Origin of the sequence: Cobetia sp. 1AS1 (genome assembly GCF_029846435.1) — a bacterium.
Classification (GTDB): Bacteria; Pseudomonadota; Gammaproteobacteria; order Pseudomonadales; family Halomonadaceae; genus Cobetia; species Cobetia amphilecti.
Genome location: NZ_JARWKU010000005.1, coordinates 48,604 through 70,771, shown reverse-complemented (window position 1 = coordinate 70,771; position 22,168 = coordinate 48,604). Strand labels below are relative to the sequence as shown.

Here is a 22,168-nt window from a genome sequence, read left to right as displayed (position 1 = left end):
CAGGAGAGTCTTCATGTCCAACGATACCAATGCCATCGGCCTGCACACTGCCAGCGCCACTCAGCTGGCCGAGCACCTCAACATCCTGCTGGCCAACTACCAGACCTTCTACATGAATGCCCGTGGCTACCACTGGAACGTGAAGGGCAACCAGTTCTTCGAGCTGCACGTGAAGTTCGAGGAAACCTACACCGACCTGCTGACCAAGGTCGACGAGATCGCCGAGCGTATCCTGACCCTGGGTCACGAGCCGCTGCACGCCTACAGTGACTACGCGCGTGTCGCCACCATCAAGGAAGACACCCACGTCAGCGACGGCACGGCTTGCGTCAAGGGCCTGCTGACCGGTTACAAGTCCCTGATCGAACTGCAGCGCGAGATCATGTCCGTCGCGTCTGACGCCGACGATGAAGGTACCGCTTCACTGGTCGGTGACTACATCCGCGAGCAGGAAAAGACCGTGTGGATGCTGTCCGCCTACCTGGGCGAGTAAGCGCTCAAGCCAATGCAGCGCCAGGGCATGGCAGCGCGGATCTCTGATGCTGCTGTCTGACGCTGTACTTGACTGACACTGGGCCGCGAGGCATTCGCGCAGTGTGAACGCCGCCTTTCGACCCTGCACACGCGGGACTCGAAAGGCGGCGTTGTCATGTGGCCATGAAGGCCCGCCAGATACCGACCAGGAGGGTTGCATGTCACTGCCGCTGACACGTCTGCTACGCAAGCTGCTGCATGTGGCTGCCAAGCCCATGCGCCACGCACAGGGCAAGGATGGCTACGTCATTCACGCCTATCGTGGCTACGGCTCGCATAGCGAAGCCTTTCTGATGGGGCGCATCTTCCGCCAGCCCGGCTCACGCAGTCAGCTGGCTCCCGGCGCCGGGCGCGACCTGATGGATGTCGGTCGTCGCATGCTGCGCTGGGGCAAGAGCGGCGTCGAGGTAGAGATCGCGCTGGGGGACAACCGCACCACCGCCATCACCGACCGCGATGGCTACTTCAGCGTGCATCTGCCGCTCGATGAGCCGCTGGAGCACCAGGGCCAGTGGCATACCGCCCGCATCACCGCGTGTCCGCCGAAGCAGCCTCCGGTGGAAGGCGAGGCGCAGGTCTATCTGCCGCCCATCAGCACACGTCTCGGGGTGATCAGCGATATCGACGACACCGTGATGTACACCGGCGTCGCCAACAAGCTCAAGATGCTTTACCGCCTGTTCATCGAGTCCGCCGAGCGCCGCACCGCCTTCCCCGGCGTGGCCGCGCTCTATCAGGCACTCCATGAGGGTGATGACGGCCAGCAGCAGCGCCCGCTGCTCTATGTATCGCGTGGTCCGTGGAGCATCTACGAGATGCTGGAGGTCTTCTTCCAGCACAACCGCATTCCGGTCGGGCCGATCCTGTTTCTGCGTGAGTGGGGGCTGACGCTGCAACGCCCGCTGCCCAGACGCTCCGAAGACCACAAGCAGGCGCTGATCGAGAAGATGCTCGGCCTGTATGACGAGATGCAGTTCCTGCTCATCGGCGACAGCGGCCAGCATGACCCGGAAGTCTACGCCGAGGTCGTACGCCGCTATCCCGGTCGCATCTGCGCGATCTACATTCGCCAGATAGGCGATTCGGACTCGCGCAAGGCCGAGCTGGACCGGCTCGGCGAGGAGCTGGCCGCCCTCGGCTGCGTGATGCTGTTGAGCACCGATAGCCTCGACATGGCGCACCACGCGCATGCCAACGGCTACATCGATGCCGCCAGCGTCGAGATGGTACGTGCCGAGATCGAGCATCAACTCGCCGACGAGCCGGCCTGAGCGCCTCGCTAGTCAGCGGATAGATAGCTGGCACTATCGCGGTACTACAACGCAAGACGGAGCCCCCAGGGTCTCCGTCTTGCGTTGCGCGCGACTGACATCTGCCTCACCGAACGACTCTGCCGAATGACGGCCTCAGGCGATGCGTGAGCGAATCAGCTGATCGAGCGACAGGCGTCCCGGGCCTTGCAGTACCAGCACCAGCAGGCTGGAGAGCCACAAGCCGTGGGTCACCCAAGCATGGGGATAGACGAACAGCTGGATGGTCAGCGTCATGACGGCAAGCCCCAGCGCCGCGAAGCGCGTCCCCAGCCCCAGCCACAGCATCACCGGGAAGAGGTGCTCGGCAATGGTCGCCAGCCAGGCGGCCAGCACTGGCGACACCAGCGGCAAGGCGTATTCATGCTCGAACAGAAAGAAGGTGCTGTCCTTGATCGAGAAGCCGTCGACCTTGGTCTGCGCCGACATGAAGAATACCGCGCCGACGATGATGCGCATCAGGATCAGCACCGCATCCATGCGCAGGTTTTCCAGCCAGACGAACACTTTCAGGACCTGCCCCGCCACACCGGTACGAACCGCAGGCGTCGTTGATGATTCAAGGCTCATGATGAGGCCTCCTCAAGGGTGCGCCAGGGCGCGAAGGGTCAAACAGAAAGAGCCGAGCAGAAAAGAACCAGGCAGGATCAGGTCGGCGCGCGGAAGGCACCACTTGCCAGCAGGGGGGCCAGCAGCGGCCCCAGCTCCTGCTCGGGGTGCGCGTCCGCGAGCCGCGCTGCCGCGTCCGCCAGCGTCTGCCCCGCCAGCAGCAGTTCGAGCAGCAAGGCAGCAGCTTCGCACAGCACCGTGACCTGCACCTCCAGCGCCGGGCGTGTGATCAAGATCCGCTCCGGGCGCGCGATAGCCAGACCTTCAAGCGTCGCGTCGGCATGCTGATGGCGCTGCCAGATCTCGAGCACCGCATGCTCCAGGTGCAGCAGACAAGCCGCGGGGTGCGCCGAGAACCTGAGTTCCATCACCGCCGCGGGCGGCAGTCCCGCCAGCTGAGTCGGCACCAGGGCTTCGGCGTCCGCCGCGTGGTAGGCCACCAGGCGAGCGGCCTCGAAGCGGGCCAGGTCCACCGCATAGAACGGCAGCTGAGCGGCCGACACCTGACGCGTCTCGACCAGTGTGGTCAGGGTCGCGTGCAGGGTCTCGGCAAGCCCGGCCCCGTACTCCATCATCAGCGGTGAGCGCGGCAGATGCTGGCGGGAATGATCATGGGCCAGGGCCGCAAAGAAGCGCTCGCCCACCACCTGACGGGTCACCGGATAGGCCTCTTCCAGCGCACTGATCAGGCTGGCCCAGACATTGTTGCGATAGACATCCAGGCGCTGCTGATGGCCTGCCTCGATACCCAGAAGCGCGGCATCGGGCTGGGTGAGTGCCTCGATGAAGGCGCGCTGCCAGTCGGGCTGGCGCTCAGCGCTGGCATGCCGCTCGAGAGAGGTCATCGGTCGCCCTCCATACCGGAGCGCGTCAGCTGCTGCGCCCGTGTGCTGTGCAGCAACGCCTGAGCGCGCGTGGTCTGCCCCAGCAATACCTCCAGCGCCGGCACCTGGGTATCCCACTCAATCAGCGTCGGACGCGGCCCGATGCGATTGATGAAGTCGGCATACAGCGCCCAGACCTCATCGCAGACCGGCGCGCCATGGTTGTCGATCAGCAGGCCTTCACGCGAGTCCTCGCCATGCCCCGCCAGATGGATCTCCCCGACGGCGTGGCCCGGAATGGACTCCAGCCAGGCCGCAGGATCGATCCCGATGTTGTGCGCCGAGACGAAGACATTGTTGACGTCGATCAACAGTCCGCAGCCACTGCGCTCGACCAGGCGAGTGAGGAAATGCGTCTCGGGAATCAGTTCCGCCCCCAGCTCGCGCGCATCGAAACGCAGATAGTGGGCGGGATTCTCGATCAATACCTGACGGCCCAGGGTGTCCTGCAACTGCATCAGGTTATCGCTGACCCGTGCCAGCATCGCGTCCGTCAGCGGTACCGGCAGCAGGTCGTTGTAGAAGTGGCCGCTATGGCCGGCCCAGGCCAGGTGTTCTGATACGCTGGTGGGCGGATGACGCTCGCAGAGCGTTCTGAGGCGCGCCAGATGCATGGCATCCAGCGGGCGCTCCGATGCCAGCGACAGGCCGACACCATGAATCGAGAGCGGATACTCCTGCAACGCATCCAGCCGGGCATGGGGTGCCCCGCCGGCGCCCATGTAGTTCTCGGCATGAATCTCGAGAAACCCCAGCGCCGGGCGCGACGACATCAGCTCACGCACATGCTGCGCCTTGAGGCTGATGCCGACGGCCATCTCGTCGAGGGACGGATAGGCCGTACCGAAATCCGGACTGCCGGAGGAAGGGGATGGCTGGTGCATGAAGACCTCTCGAGGCGGCGAACGTCCGGTGGAGGCGTGGCGCCAGGCCACCGGACGTCAAGTTCGGGGGGATGCTCGGGAAAGTCCGAGCCAGCCCCGAGGCGTGATGCTTACTTGATCTCTTCCAGGCTGCCGGTGCCATTCGGCGTCTCGATGGAGGTGCAGGTGCCTTCCGGAACCAGCTTCCAGGCATTGCCCTGATAATCGACGGTGGAAGTCCCGGCACACGAAGTGCCCGGGCCAGCGGCGCAGTCATTCTCACCGGCCAGCGACACGCCGTAGCACTTTTCCATGCCGGCCGCGTGGGCCGGGAGGGAGACGACAGCGGTAGACAGAGCGACAGCGGTTCCGAGTGCGGAGGCCAGGGCAAAAGCGGTCTTGGCGGACTTGTTCGTCTTGGTAGACATGGGCACATCTCCTGAGAAAATGCTCTTTAATGAGCCAAACGTTATTTATCTATCACTTTCACCCCTGCGCTGCGGGCTCAATCCAACTTACGGGGGGCTTGGGGAGATGGATGCAGAAAAGATCGAAATTCTTGCCGCGACTCGACAATATCGCGCTGACCGCACTCCCCTCATCGCATGCGGAAACGATACCCCGCGCTTGCGTTGACCTCTCCATGCAAACGCCAGCGGCCCCATATAGGGGCCGCTGGCGTCGACTGTCATCTGCTGTCTGAGGGCATGTCGCAACGTTTTCGTAACGTCAGTCGCAACGGCTGCCTGCAGTGCTGCAGGCGATGAGGCCGATCAGCTATCGCCCTGCCACTTGCGCTCCATGAGCTCCCAACGCGAGAGCAACGCAGGCGCCTGCCCTGACTCGGTGTCCAGTGTCTCTGTGTCCAGTGCTTCGGCACCCGGTACTTCGGCGCCCGGCGCTCCGTCGACATCCTGGCCTTCACTGGCCGCCGCTTCTTCACTGGCAGGCGCTTCTTCACTGGCAGGCTGTTCGGACGCGGGCTGGCGATCAAGCGCCGACGGCGCGGATGTCGGCGGCTGACCCAGCGCCTGCTCGGGTTGATGCAGGGTGTCGCGCGACTGGCGCACCAGCGCTTCCGGCAGTGGCTTCTTCATGCGCGCGCCGAGTTCCAGCAGCTCCTCGGCCCGGCTGATCAGATTGCCGCGCCCGCTGGCCAGCCGCTTCATGGCGGTATCATGCGCCTCGCGCGTGCGTCCCAGCTGAGTGCCCAGCTCCTCTAGGGATTCGGCGAGGCCGCGGAACTTGTCAAGCAGCGCTCCCGCGCGCTCCCCGATCACGCGCGCATTGTCGTTCTGACGCTCCAGGCTCCACAGACTCGCCACGGTGCGCAGACTGGCCAGCAAGGTGGTCGGCGTCACCATCACCACGCCCTGGGTGAAGGCGTCCTGGAACAGGCTGTCATCGTGTTCGAAGGCCAGCGCGAAGGCCGGCTCCATCGGCAGGAACAGGAACACGAAGTCCGGCGAGCCCAGCCCCTCGATGGCGGGATAGTTGCGCCGCGCAAGCCCGGTGACATGGCCACGCACCGAGGTCAGATGCGCACGCAGCGCGCGTGCTCGCGTCACGTCGTCCTCGGCGTTGACGTACTCGGTGTAGGCGGTCAGCGAGACCTTGGCATCGATGATCAGATGCTTGTTGTCCGGCAGGTAGACGATGGCATCCGGACGCTGGCGTCCGCCCTCGCCGGTGAACGACACCTCGCGCTTGAACTCGATGCCATCACGCAGACCGGAGCGCTCCAGCACGGTCTCCAGAATCATCTCGCCCCAGTTGCCCTGCATCTTGCTGTCGCCCTTGAGCGCCCGCGACAGGTTGGCCGCCTCCTCGGTGATCTGGCGATTGAGCCCCGCCAGCTGGTCGAGCTGACTCTTGAGGCTGGTGCGCTCACGTACCTCCTCGCCATGCAGCTGCTCGAGGCGTTGACGGAAGTCGCCGACCTGCTCACGAAACGGCTTGAGCAGCTGCTCGAGCTGGGCGCCACTGGCGGCGGTGAAGCGTTGCTGGCGCTCCTCGAACACCTTGCCCGCCAGCTGCTCGAATTCCTGACTCAGGCGCTCGCGCGAGTCGTTGAGCAATGCCAGCTGCTGCTCGTGATGGCTGGCCTCCTGACGCTGGCGCGTCACCAGCGAGGCATGCGTCTCGCGCAGCTCGGCGTAGCGTTCGCTCAGTGTCTCGAGACGCTCTTCACGCTCCAGCAGCTGCGCCTCCAGCACTTCCTGCTGGCGGGTCAGGCTGCGCGCCAGCGTCTGCTGCTCACTCAGGGCGCGTGACTGTTCATCAAGACGCCCCTGCAGCGATTCGCGCAGCGTGGCGAGTTGCTCCGTCAGGGCATCGCGCGCCTGGCGCGCCTCTTCCAGCGACTGGCTCAGATAGCGTTGCTGCTGCTCCGCCTGCTGCCCATCCAGTGCGGCACGCTGCTCGATCAAGGCCGCTCGCTGCTCGGCCTGTTGCTGGCGCTCACGCGACTCGTCCAGCGAGGCCTGCCACGCTTGCTGCATCGACTGCTGCTCCTCCTCACTGCTCTCCTGCAGGGCATGGAGCTGCTCGCGGGTTCGCCGCCAGCCCAGCCCCAGGGCCAACGACAGCATCAACAGCACGCCGACCAGCAACCACATCACGGCGGAAGATTCAGAAAGCAGCGACATCGGGCACTCCATGGCCTGTGAAAACGCAGCGGGGTCACCCCCCTTGAAAGTCAGTATCGCGCATCCATGTCTTGAGTGTCAGGGCACGAAAGGACGGGAATTGCCTGCCATCAGCGTGCAGTGCTCACCACGATGAGTGACGCACGCCGAGAGCAGAATTCACCACTTCTCTGCCCAACACGCTCGCAAGAGCCGAAGCACGGAAAGGAGATTCGCATGACACAGCAGACCGATCAGCAGACACGTCAACAACTGCAAGGTAAGCGCGTGGCCATTCTCGCGACCCATGGCTTCGAGGAATCCGAGCTCGCGGTGCCGCGTGCCGCACTGCAGGAGGCGGGCGTCGAGGTAGACATCGTCTCGCCGGAGAAAGACGGCATTCGCGCCTGGGCCGAAACCGACTGGGGCGAGAAGTATCAGGTCGACACCCCGCTCAGCGATGCCAGCGAACACGACTATCACGGCCTGGTGCTACCGGGTGGCCTGTTCAATCCGGACACCCTGCGTCAGGACGAGAGCGCACTGAGCTTCGTGCGCAGCTTCTTCCAGGCCCACAAGCCGGTCGCCGCCATCTGTCACGCGCCGTGGATCCTGATCGATGCCGGCGTCGTCGAAGGCCGTCAGATGACCTCCTTCCCTTCCGTCGCACAGGACCTGAAGAACGCCGGCGCCGAGTGGCAGGACAGCGAAGTGGTGTGTGACAGCGCGCTGGTCACCAGCCGCAAGCCTGCAGACCTTGATGCGTTCAACGCCAAGCTGCTCGAGGAACTGGCCGAAGGCAAGCACCAGCATCAGCACGCCTGAGGCCGCAAGCCAGAGAGCCGCAAGCTAGACAGCCGCACGCTTTGAAGCTTGAACAGACAGACGCCCCTGCCACTTCGGCAGGGGCGTTTTCGTTGTCTCAAGGGCGCAATCCGGTGCCTTGGCGGCAGAAGTGAAGTGTCCTCGCAGCACTGGCTGAACCCCTCATCTCCGAGGTTCGTTGGCCATTCTGCAGCCGTGCATCCCAGAACCTCATTGCGAGCAACCACTTACGCTACAGGCAACGCAATCTGGACAACTCAGCTCCACAACAACACGACAAGCGACGCACGGAGACATTAGCGAACGCCTTTCGTAAAAGGCGCTGCGACACGATATTCTGACGACAAGGATCCTCTTGGGTGACTGACCGACCATACGGGAGACCGCCCCATGCATATCTCTACCTTGACCACAGCCCTTCACTCTCCGCTGACTTCCCTGCTGCCCTCCTTACTTCTGGGACTGACGCTGATGCTCGCCACGCCGACGCTGGTCGCCGCGGATGACCGCCATCGCGCGCAGGGCCAGCACAGCGAGCGCCACAGCACGCCGCACAGTCGCCACGAGGCGATCAAGCGCCGCCACCTCAGGATGTTCGACGAGCCACGCGTGGAGCGCCATCACTCGCGCCATGACATCCGCCGCCATGTTCCCAAGCGCCGCCACTATCAGCATGGGCGCCATGAACACGACCGCTACCGCCCGTACTTATACCAGAACCGTGACTCCGGTCGGCATGGCATACGCCGCTACCATAACGGCGTGAGCATCGGCATTCCGGCGATCCGCATCAATATCAACTGAGCTTGCGCACTCTCATCACGCCAAGCCAGCGCCTGATGCCCAGAAATGACGACGCCCCCGCAGGCTGACCTGCGGGGGCGTCGTTCGTCTACGTGACGAGTCTTGCCTGAGAGTTGCTCAAGCGGCCTTGGCAGGCTCGGCGAGTTCGGTGATCAGGCCCTTGAGCACCTGCCAGAATTCACCGACCGACTCGACCTCGACCCGCTCGCTGGGCGAGTGGGCACCGCGAATCAGCGGCCCGAAGGAGATCATCTCGAGCTGGGGATACTTGGCCCCCAGGATGCCGCACTCGAGTCCGGCATGGATGACCTTGATCTCCGGCGCTCGGCCGGTGACGCTCTCGTGCAGGCTGCAGAAGCGCGCCAGCAGCTGCGCATCCGGCGCCGGCTGCCAGCCCGGATAGGCATTCTCGGCCACGGTGGTCGCGCCGATCAGCGCAAAGAGCCCACGAATGCGTTGCTCCATCATGGTCACGGCATCATCACGCAGCGAGCGCACCAGCGCGCAGAGATGGAAACGCCCCTCGCGCAGCTGCACCACGCCGAGGTTGTTGGAGGTTTCCACCACGCCTTCCACCGCCGCGCTCATGCGCTCGACCCCGTAGGGCGCGGCATCCAGCACCGCGACCAGCCGCTGGGTGTCCTCGACGGACAGCGCATTCTCGGCATTGCCGCGGGTCACGCTGAGCGAGACATCCGGGTCCGTCTCGCGCAGCTCATCGCGAATCTGGGCCTCGAAGTCCGCGAGGCGCTGGCGCGCGGCGGCGACGCGCTCGTCATAGATCACCACGCCGACCGTGGCCTCACGCGGCAAGGCATTGCGCAGCGTACCGCCAGACCAGCTGACCAGACGCGGCTTGAACTCGGCCAGCGCGACCAGCGCGCGTGACATCAGGCGATTGGCATTGCCGCGCCCACGATGGATATCGAGCCCGGAATGGCCACCGACCAGGCCGCCGATGGTCAGCTCCAGCTCCGCTTCGGCATCCTTCAGAGAGGAAGTGGCAAACTCGTGGGCGACATTGATGTCCGCGCCACCGGCACAGCCGATATAGACCTGACCGCGGTCTTCCGAATCCAGATTGAGCAGGTAGCGCCCTTCCAGCCAGTTCTCGGCCAGATTCAGCGCGCCGCCCATCGAGGTTTCCTCCTCGAGGGTGAACAGCGCTTCCAGCGGGCCGTGCACGAGGCTGTCGTCTTCGAGAACGGCCAGCGCCGCCGCGACGCCGAGACCGTTGTCGGCCCCCAGAGTAGTGCCGCGCGCCTTGAGCCAGCCGTCTTCCAAGTAGGTGTCGAGGGAATCACGGGTGAAGTCGTGATCACTGTCGCTGGCCGCCTGGGCGACCATGTCGAGATGGCCCTGCAGCACGATGCCCGCTGCGCTCTCGTGGCCGGGGGTGGCGGGCTTGCGCAGACGCAGGTTGCCGAAAGCGTCGCGATCATGGGCGAGACCACGCGCTTCGGCCCAGTCGATCAGATAGGCCACCAGCGCGGCTTCATGCCCGGACGGGCGCGGGATATTGCACAGAGTGCGGAAATGACGCCAGAGGATGGCGGGGTCCAACGTATCGATATGCTCATTCATGGCGAAGATTCCTGTTCTTGTCATCAATGAGCATACGGAACAGCGGACGGGCGTGGCTAGTGGTTGTCGACACCTATCGATCAGTGACTTCGAATATGCAAGGATGACAATCACGACCCTGCTGACAGCTGCATGCCATTCCTCACCCTCATCGGAGCCTTTATGCCTCGTCGACTACTGCTGCTGACCGCCATCTCCGCCACTGCCGGCCTGCTGATGCTGAGTGGCTGCTCGCCGATTCCTGACATGCCCGGCCCGATCGGCATTCCGGGCCTCTGAGCCGCGCCCGGCCGCTCTGCTCTTGTCAGACAGGCTTGACCGATGCTCATGTCAGATGAGCTTGTCAGACGGCCTTGTCATTCGCTCTGTTCGATCAGGCGCCCGGCGGCCGCTCGGCACCAGCGATCGCGCGCCTTGCGGCCCACGATGCCCTGCCCCTCGGCCCAGCTGACGAAGGCAGGCGCATCCTGTCCGCCCAGCGCCAGCACCAATCCGTGACGTGACGCCTCATCGAGTCGTGCAGGCTCACAGGCCTCGAGTGCTGCCTCGAGCCACGGCCGCACCAGCGCCAGCCCCCCGCCACCACGGCGATACCAGCCCAGTCGCTGCGCGCATGCGGCTGGCGTCAGCGTGGCCAGATCTGCCTCACTTCCTCGCTGCCGCAGCCTGTCGACCAAGGCGGGCGGCAAGCCGTGCAGCTCATGGGTGAGCAGGCTGGGCAGCAGGCGCTGGAAGTCCTGCTGCAGCGCGCCGAGCAAGGCATCCTGCGCCAACTGCCCGCGCGGCGCAGATGCGCCACTCCCGCTCTCGCCGATGGCCTTGCCCATCATCACCGCGTGCTCGCCACTGGCGGCATCGCGCTTGAGGCCCATGCGCAGCGGCACGAAGCCCTGCGCCAGCCAGAAGGCGACCAGATCGGCCTCGGCCCCGAAGCTGGTGCCGAGCCGCGTGACGCCTGCCGCCAGCGCCTGCTGCTCCAGCGCCTGGAGCAAGCGCGCGCCCTGACCACGCCGCCACAGCGCGGGATGCACCGCGATACGCAGCACCCGCCACCAGCGGGCCTCGGCGGCGCCCTGGTGGCCTGCATGCGCCGCCAGCGACTGTGCCAGCAGGTGCCCCCGCGGCCGCCGCTTGCCGCACCAGATGTCATGCGCCAGGGGCGCCGGGAAGCCGCCCTCCTCGACGGCGGCCACCACCCCCAGCCAGGCATCACGCCCAGTCGTGACGTCTCGCTGACGAATCGCCGTCAGCGTGAGCCCCGGCGTGTCGAGCAGCTGGCGCAGGTCCGCCGGTGTGGTGCGGTAATGCGCCTGCACCAGCAGGCCGAACAGCTGCCGCAACGCCGCCTCGTCACGCGCCAATGCATCACGCTCCAGTACGACAATGTCGCAGCCCTCCAGCCACTGCTGAGCATTCTTCGCGCATGGCTCAGGCAGCTCAGGCGGCTGCGCCGAGAGCAGCAGCAGGTCATCGGTCAATGCTTCCAGCGGGTCGCCGGGCGCCCAGCGCACGGGCGTCGTCATCTCCAGCGCCTGCCAGCCGGGACACTGGCGCTCGAGATGATGGCGAAACCGCAACTGGAAGCCGCGCCCGGTGCCTTCATAGCCATGCACGGTGGTGGCGAAGGCGATGCGCGGGAAATGCGCCAGATAGCCTTTCAGCAATGGCGTGGGGATGGCAGCGGCTTCATCGACGAACAGCCGCGGCAGCACCTCATCGTGACAGGCGAGGCGAGCCGCCTCGATGGCATCCGGCGCCAGAAAACGCAGCTCGCTGCCGGAAGCCGTATCGTCCTCCGCCTGCCCAGCCTGGGCCTGAGAGAGAGAATGAGCCGCCGGCAGCCGGAAGACATTGCCCTCGCGCTGCCCCCGGGGCAGCAGGGCCGCCAGCCGCGCGAAGATCGCGCTGACCGCCGCAGGGCGTGGCGCCGTCAGCCAGACATCCTCCCCCGCCGCCAGACAGCGCGCAGCGGCTATGCCCAGCGCGGCGCTCTTGCCACGCCCTCGATCCGCGCTGATCACCAGCGGCGACTCTGGCGCAAGTGAAGCCAGTGCAGCGACCACCTCGGCCTGATCCTGCGTCAGGCAATCACGATCAGGAATGCCCGCCGTACAGCCCTCGGGCTGCGCCGGAGTCGGGTTCGAAACGGGGTCACCCGGCAACGCCTCGTTCTCCGCCCACCGCACGACGGTCGTGTCCTGCTGCAAGCGTCGCGCAACACGCGCCAGGTAACGGGCCGTCAGTTGCTCTCGCGTCATCGGCCAATGCGCCAGACGCGCATAATCATCGTCCGGCAGCGGACAAGGCTTCCGGACACCCCACTCGTCCGGCGTCAGCAACACCAGCAACCCGCCGGCTTTCAGCGTACCGGAGACGGCGCCGAAGGCATCAGGGTCAAGACCGCTCTCCAACGCATCGAAGATGACCAGTGACTGCTCTCCGCCCAGCTGAGTGGCGGCCTTGGCCATCGGCAACTGACGTGGGGAAATCGAATTCGATGACGCCAGTTCCACGCCAGCCCCAAGCCACAATGGCGACAGGCCGCCATCCGGCCAGACATCGCAGAGTGCCAATGCACGCTCATGTGCGACGCTTGCGGCACTGATCCACAGCAAGCCGCGCGTCTGCTCCGCCAGAAGTCGTGCATGCAGTGTCCGGCACCACTGCCGAAGGTCGGAAAGGTCCATCGGCATATCGGGTTCGAGAGAAGTCGTTGTCATGGCGCGCAGCATGCCGCATGCCGCCACTGCAGACCAGCAGGGGGGACGGTTTCTGGAGAGAACAAACATCTTTGGGCGCATATCGCTAGTTAAGACATATTTCATATACAAAAACACCCCGTTGCAACATGAGCAACGCACGCGGCGCATTGTTGAGAATGGTTATATTTAAACTTATCGGGATAATGAGCTGCTGATTCCTCCCAACAAGAGCCATTCCCATGTCGCAACGCCACACCGTCACTACCACGCTATCCCGCGCGCTCAAGCCTGCGCTGATCGCCATGAGTCTGGCGGCACCGTTCGTGGCCGGCCAGGCTTTTGCACTGGAATACCCGATCGGTACGCCGGCCAAGGAAGGTGGCATGGAAATCGCTGCCGTCTATCTGCAACCGGTCGTCATGTCCCCGCAGGGCAAGTTGCCGGCCGACAAGGCAGACGTCCATCTGGAAGCCGATATCCACGCGCTGATGGAGAATGACAACGGCTTCGCGCCGGGTGACTGGATTCCGTATCTGGGCATTCACTACACCCTGACCAAGTCCGGCAGCGACACGCCGATCGAAGGCAAGCTGGTGCCGATGATCGCCAATGACGGCACTCACTACGGCGAGAACGTCAAACTGGATGGTCCGGGCAAGTATCACCTGACCTTCGAGATCCAGCATCCGGACATGCCACGCCATGTCGACAAGGAAACCGGTGTCGCTGAATGGCCGGATACCATCACCACCGACTACGACTTCGTCTATGCCGGTGTCGGCAAGAAGGGCGGCTACTGAGCCACCCTCAGCGCCGAGACGCGCGCCTCATGAGATCCTGCCAATGGCCGCCGGTGCTGATGACTGCACCTGCGGCCATTGGTCGCTTGATCACCGGCGCCATGGCCTGCAGCTTACGATGCCCGGCTTGTCCACTTCACTGACCTGGAGCCTTCCATGCGTCTGTCCCGTCGCCTGAGCGTCCTGCGACTCATCCCTCTGCTCGCCATTCTGCTGCCTGCATTGTTGCCCTCGGGCCTGGCAGCCGCCTCTGACATGCCTTCCTACGACCTGACCCTCGAGAATGGCACCCTGAAGCCGGAAGTGCTGAAGGTGAAGGCTGGCGAGAAGTTCGTCATCCAGCTGCACAACGCCGGCAACACGCCCGCCGAGTTCGAGAGCAACTCGTTGCGCAAGGAAAAGGTGCTGGCGCCGGGCGTGAAGTCCTTCGTGGTCATCCATCCTCTGCGGGCCGGTAGCTACGACTACTTCGATGATTTCCACCTGCCGGATGCCCGCGGCAAGGTCATCGCCACGGACTGATGCATATCTTCATGTCCATCACGCACGTCGCCCTCAGCCTCAGCCGCAATCCCCATCTCTTCCCTGCCAGTGCGCGAACTGCCCCGCAGCCCCTTGCGCCTGCCCGCTGCTCCCGAGAGTCCCGCCATGTTTGATCAGGTCCTGTTTATCGTCTGGCGCGAAAGCGTCGAAGCCATTCTCGTCGTCGGCATCATGCATGCCTGGCTGGTGCAGTCCGGCACACGCGCAGGCCTTCGCTACCTGTGGGGTGGTGTCGTCGCCGGCCTGGTACTGGCCGGCTTGATGGGTGCTGCCCTCATGGGTGCCAATACCTGGCTGACCGGCACCGCACAGGAAGTCTTCCAGGCAGCACTGGTGCTGGTCGCCTGTCTGTTGATCACCCAGATGGTGCTGTGGATGCGCACCAAGGGCCGCACCCTCAAGGCTGAACTCGAGAGCGGGCTGGCCAATGCCGTCTCTTCCGGCAGCTACTGGGGCGTGGCGATTCTGGTGGCCATCGCCGTGGCGCGTGAAGGCGCGGAAACGGTGGTATTCCTCTACGGCATGGGCGCCGCCAGCCTGCAGTCCGGGGGTATCGGCAGCTTCTCTCTCGCCGCCGGGATCGGCTTCGCGCTGGCCGTGGCGACCTTCATGGCACTGCAGCTGGGGTCGCGGCTGTTTTCCTGGAAGCTGTTCTTCCGTGTCACCGAAATCCTGTTGCTGCTGCTGGCCGCCTCACTGTTGATGTCCGGGCTTGAGCAATTGATCGGCCTGGGCTATCTGCCGGCCGGCATGGACCCGCTGTGGGATTCCAGCTGGCTGCTGGATGACGGCAGTGGACTCGGTGGCCTGCTGGCGACCTTCGCCGGTTATCGCGCCTGGCCTGCCACCACCATGGTGCTGGGCTATGCCGCCTACTGGGCCATCGTGATCAGTCTGATGAAGCGTCAGCGCAAGGTCGAGCGCAAGGACCAGCGCAATCAGCTGGCCAACCGCGCCCGTAGCTGAGAACTGCCTGCGAGCCAGCGAACAGAAGAAAGAGGAAGCATTCATGGCTAATTGCGGCTCACGCCCCCATGGCGGTGTCCCTGACATCATCGCCAGCGATGCGGGTGCAGCGCGAAATGCCAGGGGCACGCGCATCGCGCGCTTCGGACAGGCGATGCAGCAGCGTCGTGGACTGATTCAGCTGATCCAATGGCTGGTAGTGGGGATCTATGCCTTCCTGCTGGTCGTGCCTGCGTTGCTGCCACTGCCGGACTACCAGGCCCACATACTCACCAGCCTGACGGTATTTGCCGAGTTCGTGTTCTGGGGGCTGTGGTGGCCCTTCGTGCTGATCAGCATGGTGCTGATGGGGCGTGTATGGTGCGGCGTCTTCTGCCCAGAAGGCACCCTCACCGAGGCCGCCAGCCGTATCGGCCTCGGCCGACCGATTCCCGGTTGGATGCGCTGGGGCGGCTGGCCCTTCGTGGCTTTCCTCGGCACGACGCTCTATGGCCAGCTGGCCAGTGTCTATCAGTACCCGCTTGGCGCGCTGGTGGTGCTGGGCGGCTCGACGGTGGCTGCCATCATCGTCGGCCTCATCTACGGCAAGGGCACGCGCGTCTGGTGCCGCCAGCTGTGTCCGGTGAATGGTGTCTTCAACCTGCTGGCCCGCCTGTCGCCGACGCATTTCCGTACCGACCAGGCCCAGTGGACGGCGCACAATCAGGCCATACGCGAGGGGAACGCCGTGCGCACGCACGCCCCTGACTGCGCGCCGCTGATTCCCCTCAAGCAGCTCGACAGTGCCGGTGACTGCCACGTCTGTGGTCGCTGCAGCGGTTACAAGGGTGCCATGCAGCTGGAATGGCGCGCACCGGGCGCAGAGCTCGTCGAGCCGCCGCAGCCGGTGCGTTTCACCCACTACTCGGTACTGGTGTTCGGTCTGCTCGGCGTCGCCATCGGCGCCTTCAGCTGGAGCGCCAGCCCGTGGTTCGTTGCCCTCAAGCAGCAACTGGCCGTATGGCTGATCGAGCACGACATGATGTGGGCACTGACGACCTCGCTGCCCGCGTGGATACTGACCAACTATCCTGCGCACAACGACGTCTTCAATCTGCTCGACGGCGGCCTGATCACGGCGTGGATCGTGGCCGGTGGCTGCCTGCTGGGCGCCATCACCAGTGTGCCACTGCTGGTCGGCAACCTGCTGATGGGCGGCAAGGCCACGCTGTCACGCATGTGGCATCTGTCGCTGAGCCTGATCCCGCTGGGCGGGCTTGGCGTCTTCCTTGGCCTCTCCTCCACCACCATGACGCTGCTGCGTGGTGATGGCATCAACCTGCTGTGGGCCAATGACCTGCGCGCCACCCTGCTGGCACTGGCATGCCTGTGGGGATTACGCCTTGCCTGGCGCATCACCGGTGAGCAGCGCAACAGCGGCCAGCTGGCGGGGAAGGTGTCACGCGTCATCGGAACTGCCAGTGTCGCGGTCGCTTTTCTGCCAGCACTGGCCATCTGGTACCTGATGTTCTGGGGCTGGTAAGGCCGCTCTTTCGACAGGCACCTGTCGTAAAGCCCCCACGCAGAAGGCCCGCCGATCGGCGGGCCTTCTGCGTTCAGCGTTCAAGCGCTGTCACGACTCAGCTGTCATTCTTCACGAGCACGATCAGTCCTCAAGCACAGGCTTGTCCGTCTTGGCGGGGGCCGGATGTGGCTCCGGCTTGCGGAACAGGAAGGCGACGACGCTGCCGACCACATAGACCGTCCCAAGCCACAGGAAGAGGTTGTCGTAGGACAGCACCTCGGCCTGAGTACTGATGCGCTGGGCAATCATGCCGACACCCGCCCGCAATGGATCAGCAAGACTGTTGAGACTCAGCTGGTAAGAGATGAGCTGATCGACCACCTCCTGACGCCCGAGATCCACCGCTCCGATCAACTGATTCCAGTGATAGTCCTCACGCAGCTCGAGGATGGTGTCGATCAGCGCCAGCCCCACCGCGCCGCCCAGATTGCGCATCACGTTGAACAGACCACTGCCGTTGCCGACGTCATGTGCTGACAGCCGGCCCAGCGCCAGGCGCGAGACCGACAACAGCACCATGATCTGCCCAGCCCCCCGAATCACCTGTGGCCAGAAGAAGGCGTTGTAGCCTGATGCCGATGTCAGGTGCATGTTGAGCCCGGTACCGATGCCAGTGAGCACCAGGCCGATGCACAGCATCAGGCGCAGGTCGATCGTGTCGGAGAGCTTGCCGGCCAGCGGTGCCATCAGGAACATCACCACACCACTGACGAACATCACATCGCCGATCTGCACACTGGAAAAGCCCGCGACCGTGCCCAGATACAGCGGCACCAGATAGACCAGCCCATAGAGCACCACGCCGATCCAGAAGCCGACCAGTGCCCCCAATGCGAAGTTTCTGTCCTTGAAGACACGCAGATCGACGATCGGATTGTCGATGGTCAGCGTGCGCCAGAAGAACCCGATGGCCGCAAGCCCGCAGATGACCGTCCAGAACAGGATCAGCGAACTGGCGAACCAGTCATCACCCGCCCCCTCTTCGAGCACGAATTCAAGGCTGCCGAGGAAGACCGCCATCATCGACAGTCCGAGAATATCGAGACGCTTGAGCAGTTGGCGGTCGCCCTTGTCGATATCCAGATTGCGCCACACCAGCGTGGCGACGATGACTCCCGGCACCAGGTTGACCAGAAACAGCCAATGCCAACTCATGTGTTCGGTGATATAGCCACCGACGGACGGACCGATGGAGGGGGCCATGGTAGCAACCAGGCCGATCACTGCCTGGATGCTGCCCATCATGCGCCGCGGGAAGATAGAGAAACTGGCCGCCTGGGTCAGCGGAATCATCGCCCCGCCCATGAAGCCCTGCAGCGCGCGCAGCACGATCAAGGTCTCAAGCGACGTCGACAGCGCGCACCCGAGGCTTGCCAGCGTGAAGCCCACCGCCGAGACCGTCAGCACCAGGCGGGTCGAGAAGATACGCGCCAGCATGCCGGAGAGCGGAATCATCACGATCTCGGCGATCAGATAACTCGTCTGGACCCAGGAAATCTGTTCCTGGCTGGCCGACAGCCCCGCCTGCAATTCATTGAGTGAGCTGGCCACGATCTGGATATCCAGAATCGCCATGAACATGCCGAACACCGCCGCAATGAAACCGATCTGCTGGGTACGCGACGGCATGTCACCCGCACCGGAGGCCGCTGTCTGCGTTGCCTCAGCCATGCTCACTGTGCCTCACGGATATCATTGGCAACGATCGACGCAGTCGTGACTGCTTTCAGCGCAGGTTCAAGCGCTTGGGAGGAATCATTCAGAGCGGGTTCGGGCGCTGTAGAAGAGCCATTCAGCGCAGATTCGGGCGCGTCGGAGGAATCAGCCGCTGCGGCATAGGTACCCGTATCCGGCAGCTCACGCGTATCGATGCTCGGAATCGCCGAGAGCCCGGCACGCAGACGCGGCAACGCATCCGCAGGGCCCGTCAGGCGTATGCGTACCGGCACCCGCTGGACGATCTTGTTGAAGTTGCCGGTGGCATTGTCGGTCGGCAACAGGCTGAACTGGGTACCGGTGCCCGGCGAGAGGCTATCCACCACGCCCTTGAACTCGATATCCGGGTAAGCATCCACCACCAGGCTAACCGGCTGACCGACGCGCATGCGCTCGGTCTGGGTTTCCTTGTAGTTGCCCACCACATAAGCATCTTGCACCGGCACCAGCTGCATCAGCGTCAGATACGAACTGGCCATGGTGCCCACCTCGACACTGCGATTGCCGACCACGCCATCGCGCGGCGCACGAATCGAGGTCTTCTCCAACTGATGACGCGCGTAGGCCAGGTCCGCTGCTGACGAGACGACCTCGGCACGCGCGGCGTCCTGCTGGGCCTTGTAGACCTCAAGCTGCTGCCGGGCAGACACCAGCGCGGCCTGCTTCTGGGCAACGCTCGCCTCGGCGGTTCGCATGGTCACCTGGTCATCTTCATAGGACTGACGCGAGGCATAGCTGCGACTTTCCAGGCTTTTGGAGCGCTTGAGGTGCAACGCCGCCTGATCACGCTCGGCCTTGGCAGACTCCAGTGCCGCCTTGGCTTCATCGATCCTGGCCTGCTGCAGCGTCAGCTGGCTCGCAGCCTGGGCTTCGCCGGTACGCGAGTTGTCCAACGCCGCCGCGGCCTGATCCAGATTGGCCCGGGCATCCCCATCGTCGAGCTGAATCAGCAGCTGCCCGGCTTTCACCGGCTCGTTGTCGTGCACCAGCACCTGTGTGACCCGCGCGGTGATCTCGGAACGGATTGGCACGCTGTCGGCCTTCACGTAGGCATTGTCTGTCTCCTGCATGAAGCGACCGACACGCCACCATTCAAGCCCCATCACTCCGCCAGCGATCACGCCAGCCACGACGACGAGTGCCACGACACTCTTGCCTGCCTTGTTCATTGAGCGATTCTCTCTTGCTGCCTGCCAATGACAGGCGTGACATTCGTCTGACGATGAGAACGCCGGTTGCAACATCCGTCGCAACATCCGTCGCAACCCCCGTGCCCGTCCGGGACATGTGCTCCGTCTTGCATCGCCACTAAGTGTAATAAATACTACACTTCATTGATGTGGCCTCGACAGTTTCACGAGACATCGCGCCCCGTTCGCAAAACCGCAACTCTGACTGATTCAGGCTGCTTCACGGTTCCCATCCAGGACACGCCCATGACCGATTCAACCCCGCAAGAGACTGCCAGCGCTACGGAGACAGCAGGTACTCGCGCCTCGCCACGCGGGGAAGCACGCCGCAAGCGCCAGCTGGAAGTCGCCAGAGAACACTTCCTGCAAAATGGCTACGCCGCGACCAGCATCAATGAGATTGCTCGCGAGGCAGGCGGCTCCCTGGCAACGCTGTATCGGAATTTCGGCAACAAGGACGGCCTGTTTCTGGCCGTGATGCAGCAGGAGGCGCAGACGGTGTGGTCGGTGATGGACCACGAAGCCAACGAGACACGCAGCGTCGAGGAAGCGCTGGAAGACTTCGGCATGGCGATGCTGGCGCTGGCCCTCGCGCCGGAACTGATCCGCCTGTTCCGTGGCCTCGCCTTCGAAAGCGGCCGCAACCCGCAGCTCGGCAAGCTGTTCCTCGACAACGGCCCCAAGCTGACCCGACAACGCCTGGCAGGCTACCTGTCGCGTCAGGTCGCCCAGGGCCACCTGCCGTCCACCGGCCTCGGCCAGGAACCGCTGGCCGCCGCCAACCTGCTCACCGGCATGCTGCTCAACCCGCTGCATGTCGACGCCCTGCTCGGCTGCCCACCCGATACCGCAAGTCCCGAACAACTCTGCCCACATGTCAGACGCTGTGTGCGCGTATTCCTGGCAGGTTTCGGTGCCAGTTAGAAAGCTTGCTGGCTTCGGGGGCAGTTAGAGAGCTTGCTGGCTTCGGTGCAAGTTAGAAAGCTGGCAGGTTTCGGTGCCAGTTAGAAAGCTTGCTGGCTTCGGTGCCTGATCATCGGCCCACAGACACAAAGACGCCGAGTCGACTGACTCGGCGTCTTTGTGTGCTTTCTGCGGGAAATCAGCGATGGCCGCCAGGCGAGTGGCCTCAGGCGGGCCTTGGCTGGCGCAGGCGCGCCAACCACCCGCCGCTGCGTGCCTGGGCGCGTACGCCGGGGAAGTTGAGTTCGACCTGACGCAGACACAGGGTCAGCAGGATGGTCAGCACGAGGTAGATGGCGCCGATGAACAGCAGCGGCTCGTAGGTGAGGAAGTTCTCGTCGCGGATGATGTTGGCGACCTGCAGCAGGTCCATCATGGCGATCGTCGAGACCAGCGGCACCGACTTGAGCAGCAGGATCATCTCGCCGGTCAGGGTCGGCAGGCACAGCTGGATGGCGCGCGGCAGCCACAGGCGACTGAAGACCTGAAACGGCCCCATGCCGAAGGCGCGCCCCGCTTCCCGCTCACCGGGCGGCACGCTGAGCAGCGCCCCGCGCAGCACCTCACCGGTGTAGGCGCCCACCGAGAGCGTGAAGGTCAGGGTGGCGTAGAAGAAGGGATCACGCAGGATGCCCCAGAACATGCTCTCGCGGATGCCGGGAATGCCCTCCAGCAGCCGGCCGATGCCGTAATAGAAGAAGAACAGCTGCACAAGCAGAGGCGTGCCACGCATCACGATGGAAACGCCGCTGGCCAGCCAGGCGAGCGGCCTGGGGCCGTTGATGCGCGCCATCGCCATGCCGACCGCCAGCGTGAAGCCGAGCACGGCCGACACCACCAGCAGCACCAGGGTATTGACCAACCCTGTCCACAGCGATTCCTGATAATAGGGGTCCGATAACCAGCTGAAATCCATGTCACGCCTCCTGGGCTGAAATATCGGGTTCGCCGCGGCGCACGTAGCGCTCCAGACGACTGAACGCGGCGCTCGAGGTCAGGGTCATCAGCAGATAGAGCAGCCCCGCCACGCTGTAGAACAGGAAGTAGGCGCGCGAGCTGGCGGCCGCCTGCTGCACGGTGAAGAACAGCTCGCTGAAGCCGATGACGCTGATCAGGGCGGTGTCCTTGATCAGGATCAGCCACAAGTTGGACATGCCCGGCAGTGCGTTGGGCAACATGCCCGGCAGCGTGATGTAGCGAAAGCGCGCCATGGGCGAGAAGCCGTAGGCATCGGCCGCTTCCAGCTGGCCCTTGGGAATGGCCAGGATGGCGCCGCGAAAGACTTCGGTCATGTAGGCGCCCTGCACGAAGGCCAGTACGCCGACGGCGGTGACGAAGCCGCTGATCTCGACCTTGCCCGCGATACCCAGCGCGTTCATCAAGGCGGTGAGCGCCTGGGAGCCGCCGTAGTACAGCAGGATGATCAGCAGCAGTTCCGGCACCGCGCGCACGGCCGTCGAATAGCTGGTGGCCAGCGCGCGCAGCGGCGCCCAGGGGCTGAGTCGTGACGCCGCCCCCACCAGCCCGAGCAGCAAGCCGATGGCATAGGCGGCGAAGGCGATCTGCAGGGTGGTGACGGCGCCGGCGAGTATCGGGGCCGCCCAATCGGCGAGCCCTTCCTGGGCGAACTGGGACATGATCGGCGTCCTTCTCGTATCAGTAGGAAATGGCGGATGCGATACGC

20 protein-coding genes are annotated in these 22,168 nt (G+C 64.3%); 9 read left to right on the top strand and 11 right to left on the bottom strand.

Going from position 1 to position 22,168, the window contains the following annotated elements:
* The first annotated feature begins 13 nt into the window (after nucleotides 1-13).
* Together QD280_RS10340 and QD280_RS10335 are read left to right on the top strand one after the other, a co-directional pair.
* Entirely contained in the window at nucleotides 14-493 is a 480-nt protein-coding gene (locus tag QD280_RS10340; protein ID WP_043333228.1) for a Dps family protein, read from the top strand.
* 199 nt (nucleotides 494-692) lie between these two features.
* Nucleotides 693-1,805, top strand: coding sequence for a phosphatase domain-containing protein (locus QD280_RS10335; RefSeq protein ID WP_279839171.1), 1,113 nt, complete (start codon nucleotides 693-695; stop codon nucleotides 1,803-1,805).
* A 135-nt stretch (nucleotides 1,806-1,940) separates the two neighbouring features.
* On the opposite strand, the gene QD280_RS10330 is transcribed toward QD280_RS10335, so the two are convergent.
* The 5 genes from QD280_RS10330 to rmuC form a co-directional block, all read right to left on the bottom strand.
* Nucleotides 1,941-2,414 (bottom strand): DoxX family protein, encoded by a 474-nt coding sequence (locus tag QD280_RS10330; protein ID WP_279839170.1) that lies wholly within the window; start codon nucleotides 2,412-2,414, stop codon nucleotides 1,941-1,943.
* Nucleotides 2,415-2,491: 77 nt separating this feature from the next.
* Nucleotides 2,492-3,298 (bottom strand): DNA-binding domain-containing protein, encoded by an 807-nt coding sequence (locus tag QD280_RS10325; RefSeq protein WP_279839168.1) that lies wholly within the window; start codon nucleotides 3,296-3,298, stop codon nucleotides 2,492-2,494.
* Nucleotides 3,295-4,221, bottom strand: coding sequence for a DUF692 domain-containing protein (locus QD280_RS10320; protein WP_249330415.1), 927 nt, complete (start codon nucleotides 4,219-4,221; stop codon nucleotides 3,295-3,297). Before QD280_RS10320 ends, QD280_RS10325 begins: the two co-directional genes overlap by 4 nt.
* 110 nt (nucleotides 4,222-4,331) lie before the next feature.
* On the bottom strand, nucleotides 4,332-4,628 hold the full coding sequence (locus tag QD280_RS10315; RefSeq protein ID WP_043333233.1) for a DUF2282 domain-containing protein: 297 nt from the start codon (nucleotides 4,626-4,628) through the stop codon (nucleotides 4,332-4,334).
* Nucleotides 4,629-4,973: 345 nt separating this feature from the next.
* Complete coding sequence (rmuC, locus tag QD280_RS10310) at nucleotides 4,974-6,848, bottom strand: DNA recombination protein RmuC (RefSeq protein WP_279839166.1); 1,875 nt, start codon at nucleotides 6,846-6,848, stop codon at nucleotides 4,974-4,976.
* A 216-nt stretch (nucleotides 6,849-7,064) separates the two neighbouring features.
* Here rmuC and QD280_RS10305 point away from each other — a divergent pair, with 216 nt between their 5' ends.
* Nucleotides 7,065-7,652 (top strand): type 1 glutamine amidotransferase domain-containing protein, encoded by a 588-nt coding sequence (locus QD280_RS10305; RefSeq protein ID WP_043333235.1) that lies wholly within the window; start codon nucleotides 7,065-7,067, stop codon nucleotides 7,650-7,652.
* Nucleotides 7,653-8,042: 390 nt separating this feature from the next.
* On the top strand, nucleotides 8,043-8,456 hold the full coding sequence (locus QD280_RS10300) for a hypothetical protein (protein WP_279839165.1): 414 nt from the start codon (nucleotides 8,043-8,045) through the stop codon (nucleotides 8,454-8,456).
* Between the two features lie 117 nt (nucleotides 8,457-8,573).
* Here the strand turns inward: QD280_RS10300 and QD280_RS10295 are convergent, their stop codons facing one another.
* Complete coding sequence (locus QD280_RS10295) at nucleotides 8,574-10,040, bottom strand: aminoacyl-histidine dipeptidase (RefSeq protein WP_248379790.1); 1,467 nt, start codon at nucleotides 10,038-10,040, stop codon at nucleotides 8,574-8,576.
* A gap of 356 nt (nucleotides 10,041-10,396) precedes the next feature.
* A complete protein-coding gene (locus QD280_RS10290; protein WP_279839163.1) occupies nucleotides 10,397-12,760 on the bottom strand; it encodes a GNAT family N-acetyltransferase in 2,364 nt (787 codons plus the stop codon).
* A gap of 221 nt (nucleotides 12,761-12,981) precedes the next feature.
* Here QD280_RS10290 and QD280_RS10285 point away from each other — a divergent pair, with 221 nt between their 5' ends.
* The 4 genes from QD280_RS10285 to QD280_RS10270 all read left to right on the top strand — a co-directional run bounded on the left by QD280_RS10285 (nucleotide 12,982) and on the right by QD280_RS10270 (nucleotide 16,573).
* Nucleotides 12,982-13,542: an iron transporter gene (locus tag QD280_RS10285; RefSeq protein WP_279839162.1), complete on the top strand. Its 561-nt coding sequence runs from the start codon at nucleotides 12,982-12,984 to the stop codon at nucleotides 13,540-13,542.
* A 156-nt stretch (nucleotides 13,543-13,698) separates the two neighbouring features.
* The gene (locus QD280_RS10280) at nucleotides 13,699-14,064 is read left to right on the top strand and encodes a cupredoxin domain-containing protein (RefSeq protein WP_279839161.1); all 366 of its coding nucleotides are present in this window, start codon (nucleotides 13,699-13,701) and stop codon (nucleotides 14,062-14,064) included.
* Nucleotides 14,065-14,190: 126 nt separating this feature from the next.
* Entirely contained in the window at nucleotides 14,191-15,051 is an 861-nt protein-coding gene (locus QD280_RS10275) for an FTR1 family protein (protein ID WP_279839160.1), read from the top strand.
* Between the two features lie 43 nt (nucleotides 15,052-15,094).
* Nucleotides 15,095-16,573, top strand: a complete 1,479-nt coding sequence (locus QD280_RS10270; RefSeq protein ID WP_279839159.1) for a 4Fe-4S binding protein — start codon at nucleotides 15,095-15,097, stop codon at nucleotides 16,571-16,573.
* 123 nt (nucleotides 16,574-16,696) lie between these two features.
* Here QD280_RS10270 and QD280_RS10265 read toward each other — a convergent pair whose 3' ends face one another.
* Both QD280_RS10265 and QD280_RS10260 read right to left on the bottom strand, forming a co-directional pair.
* The gene (locus QD280_RS10265) at nucleotides 16,697-18,286 is read right to left on the bottom strand and encodes a DHA2 family efflux MFS transporter permease subunit (protein WP_279839158.1); all 1,590 of its coding nucleotides are present in this window, start codon (nucleotides 18,284-18,286) and stop codon (nucleotides 16,697-16,699) included.
* Nucleotides 18,287-18,288: 2 nt separating this feature from the next.
* Nucleotides 18,289-19,500 carry an HlyD family secretion protein gene (locus QD280_RS10260; protein ID WP_279839157.1) on the bottom strand — a complete coding sequence of 404 codons (1,212 nt, stop codon included), beginning with the start codon at nucleotides 19,498-19,500 and terminating at the stop codon, nucleotides 18,289-18,291.
* A gap of 267 nt (nucleotides 19,501-19,767) precedes the next feature.
* Here QD280_RS10260 and QD280_RS10255 point away from each other — a divergent pair, with 267 nt between their 5' ends.
* A complete protein-coding gene (locus tag QD280_RS10255) occupies nucleotides 19,768-20,445 on the top strand; it encodes a TetR/AcrR family transcriptional regulator (RefSeq protein ID WP_279839156.1) in 678 nt (225 codons plus the stop codon).
* A gap of 205 nt (nucleotides 20,446-20,650) precedes the next feature.
* On the opposite strand, the gene QD280_RS10250 is transcribed toward QD280_RS10255, so the two are convergent.
* Nucleotides 20,651-21,400: an ABC transporter permease subunit gene (locus tag QD280_RS10250; protein ID WP_279839155.1), complete on the bottom strand. Its 750-nt coding sequence runs from the start codon at nucleotides 21,398-21,400 to the stop codon at nucleotides 20,651-20,653.
* Nucleotide 21,401: 1 nt separating this feature from the next.
* Nucleotides 21,402-22,121: an ABC transporter permease subunit gene (locus QD280_RS10245; protein ID WP_215823720.1), complete on the bottom strand. Its 720-nt coding sequence runs from the start codon at nucleotides 22,119-22,121 to the stop codon at nucleotides 21,402-21,404.
* Nucleotides 22,122-22,168: the final 47 nt, after the last annotated feature.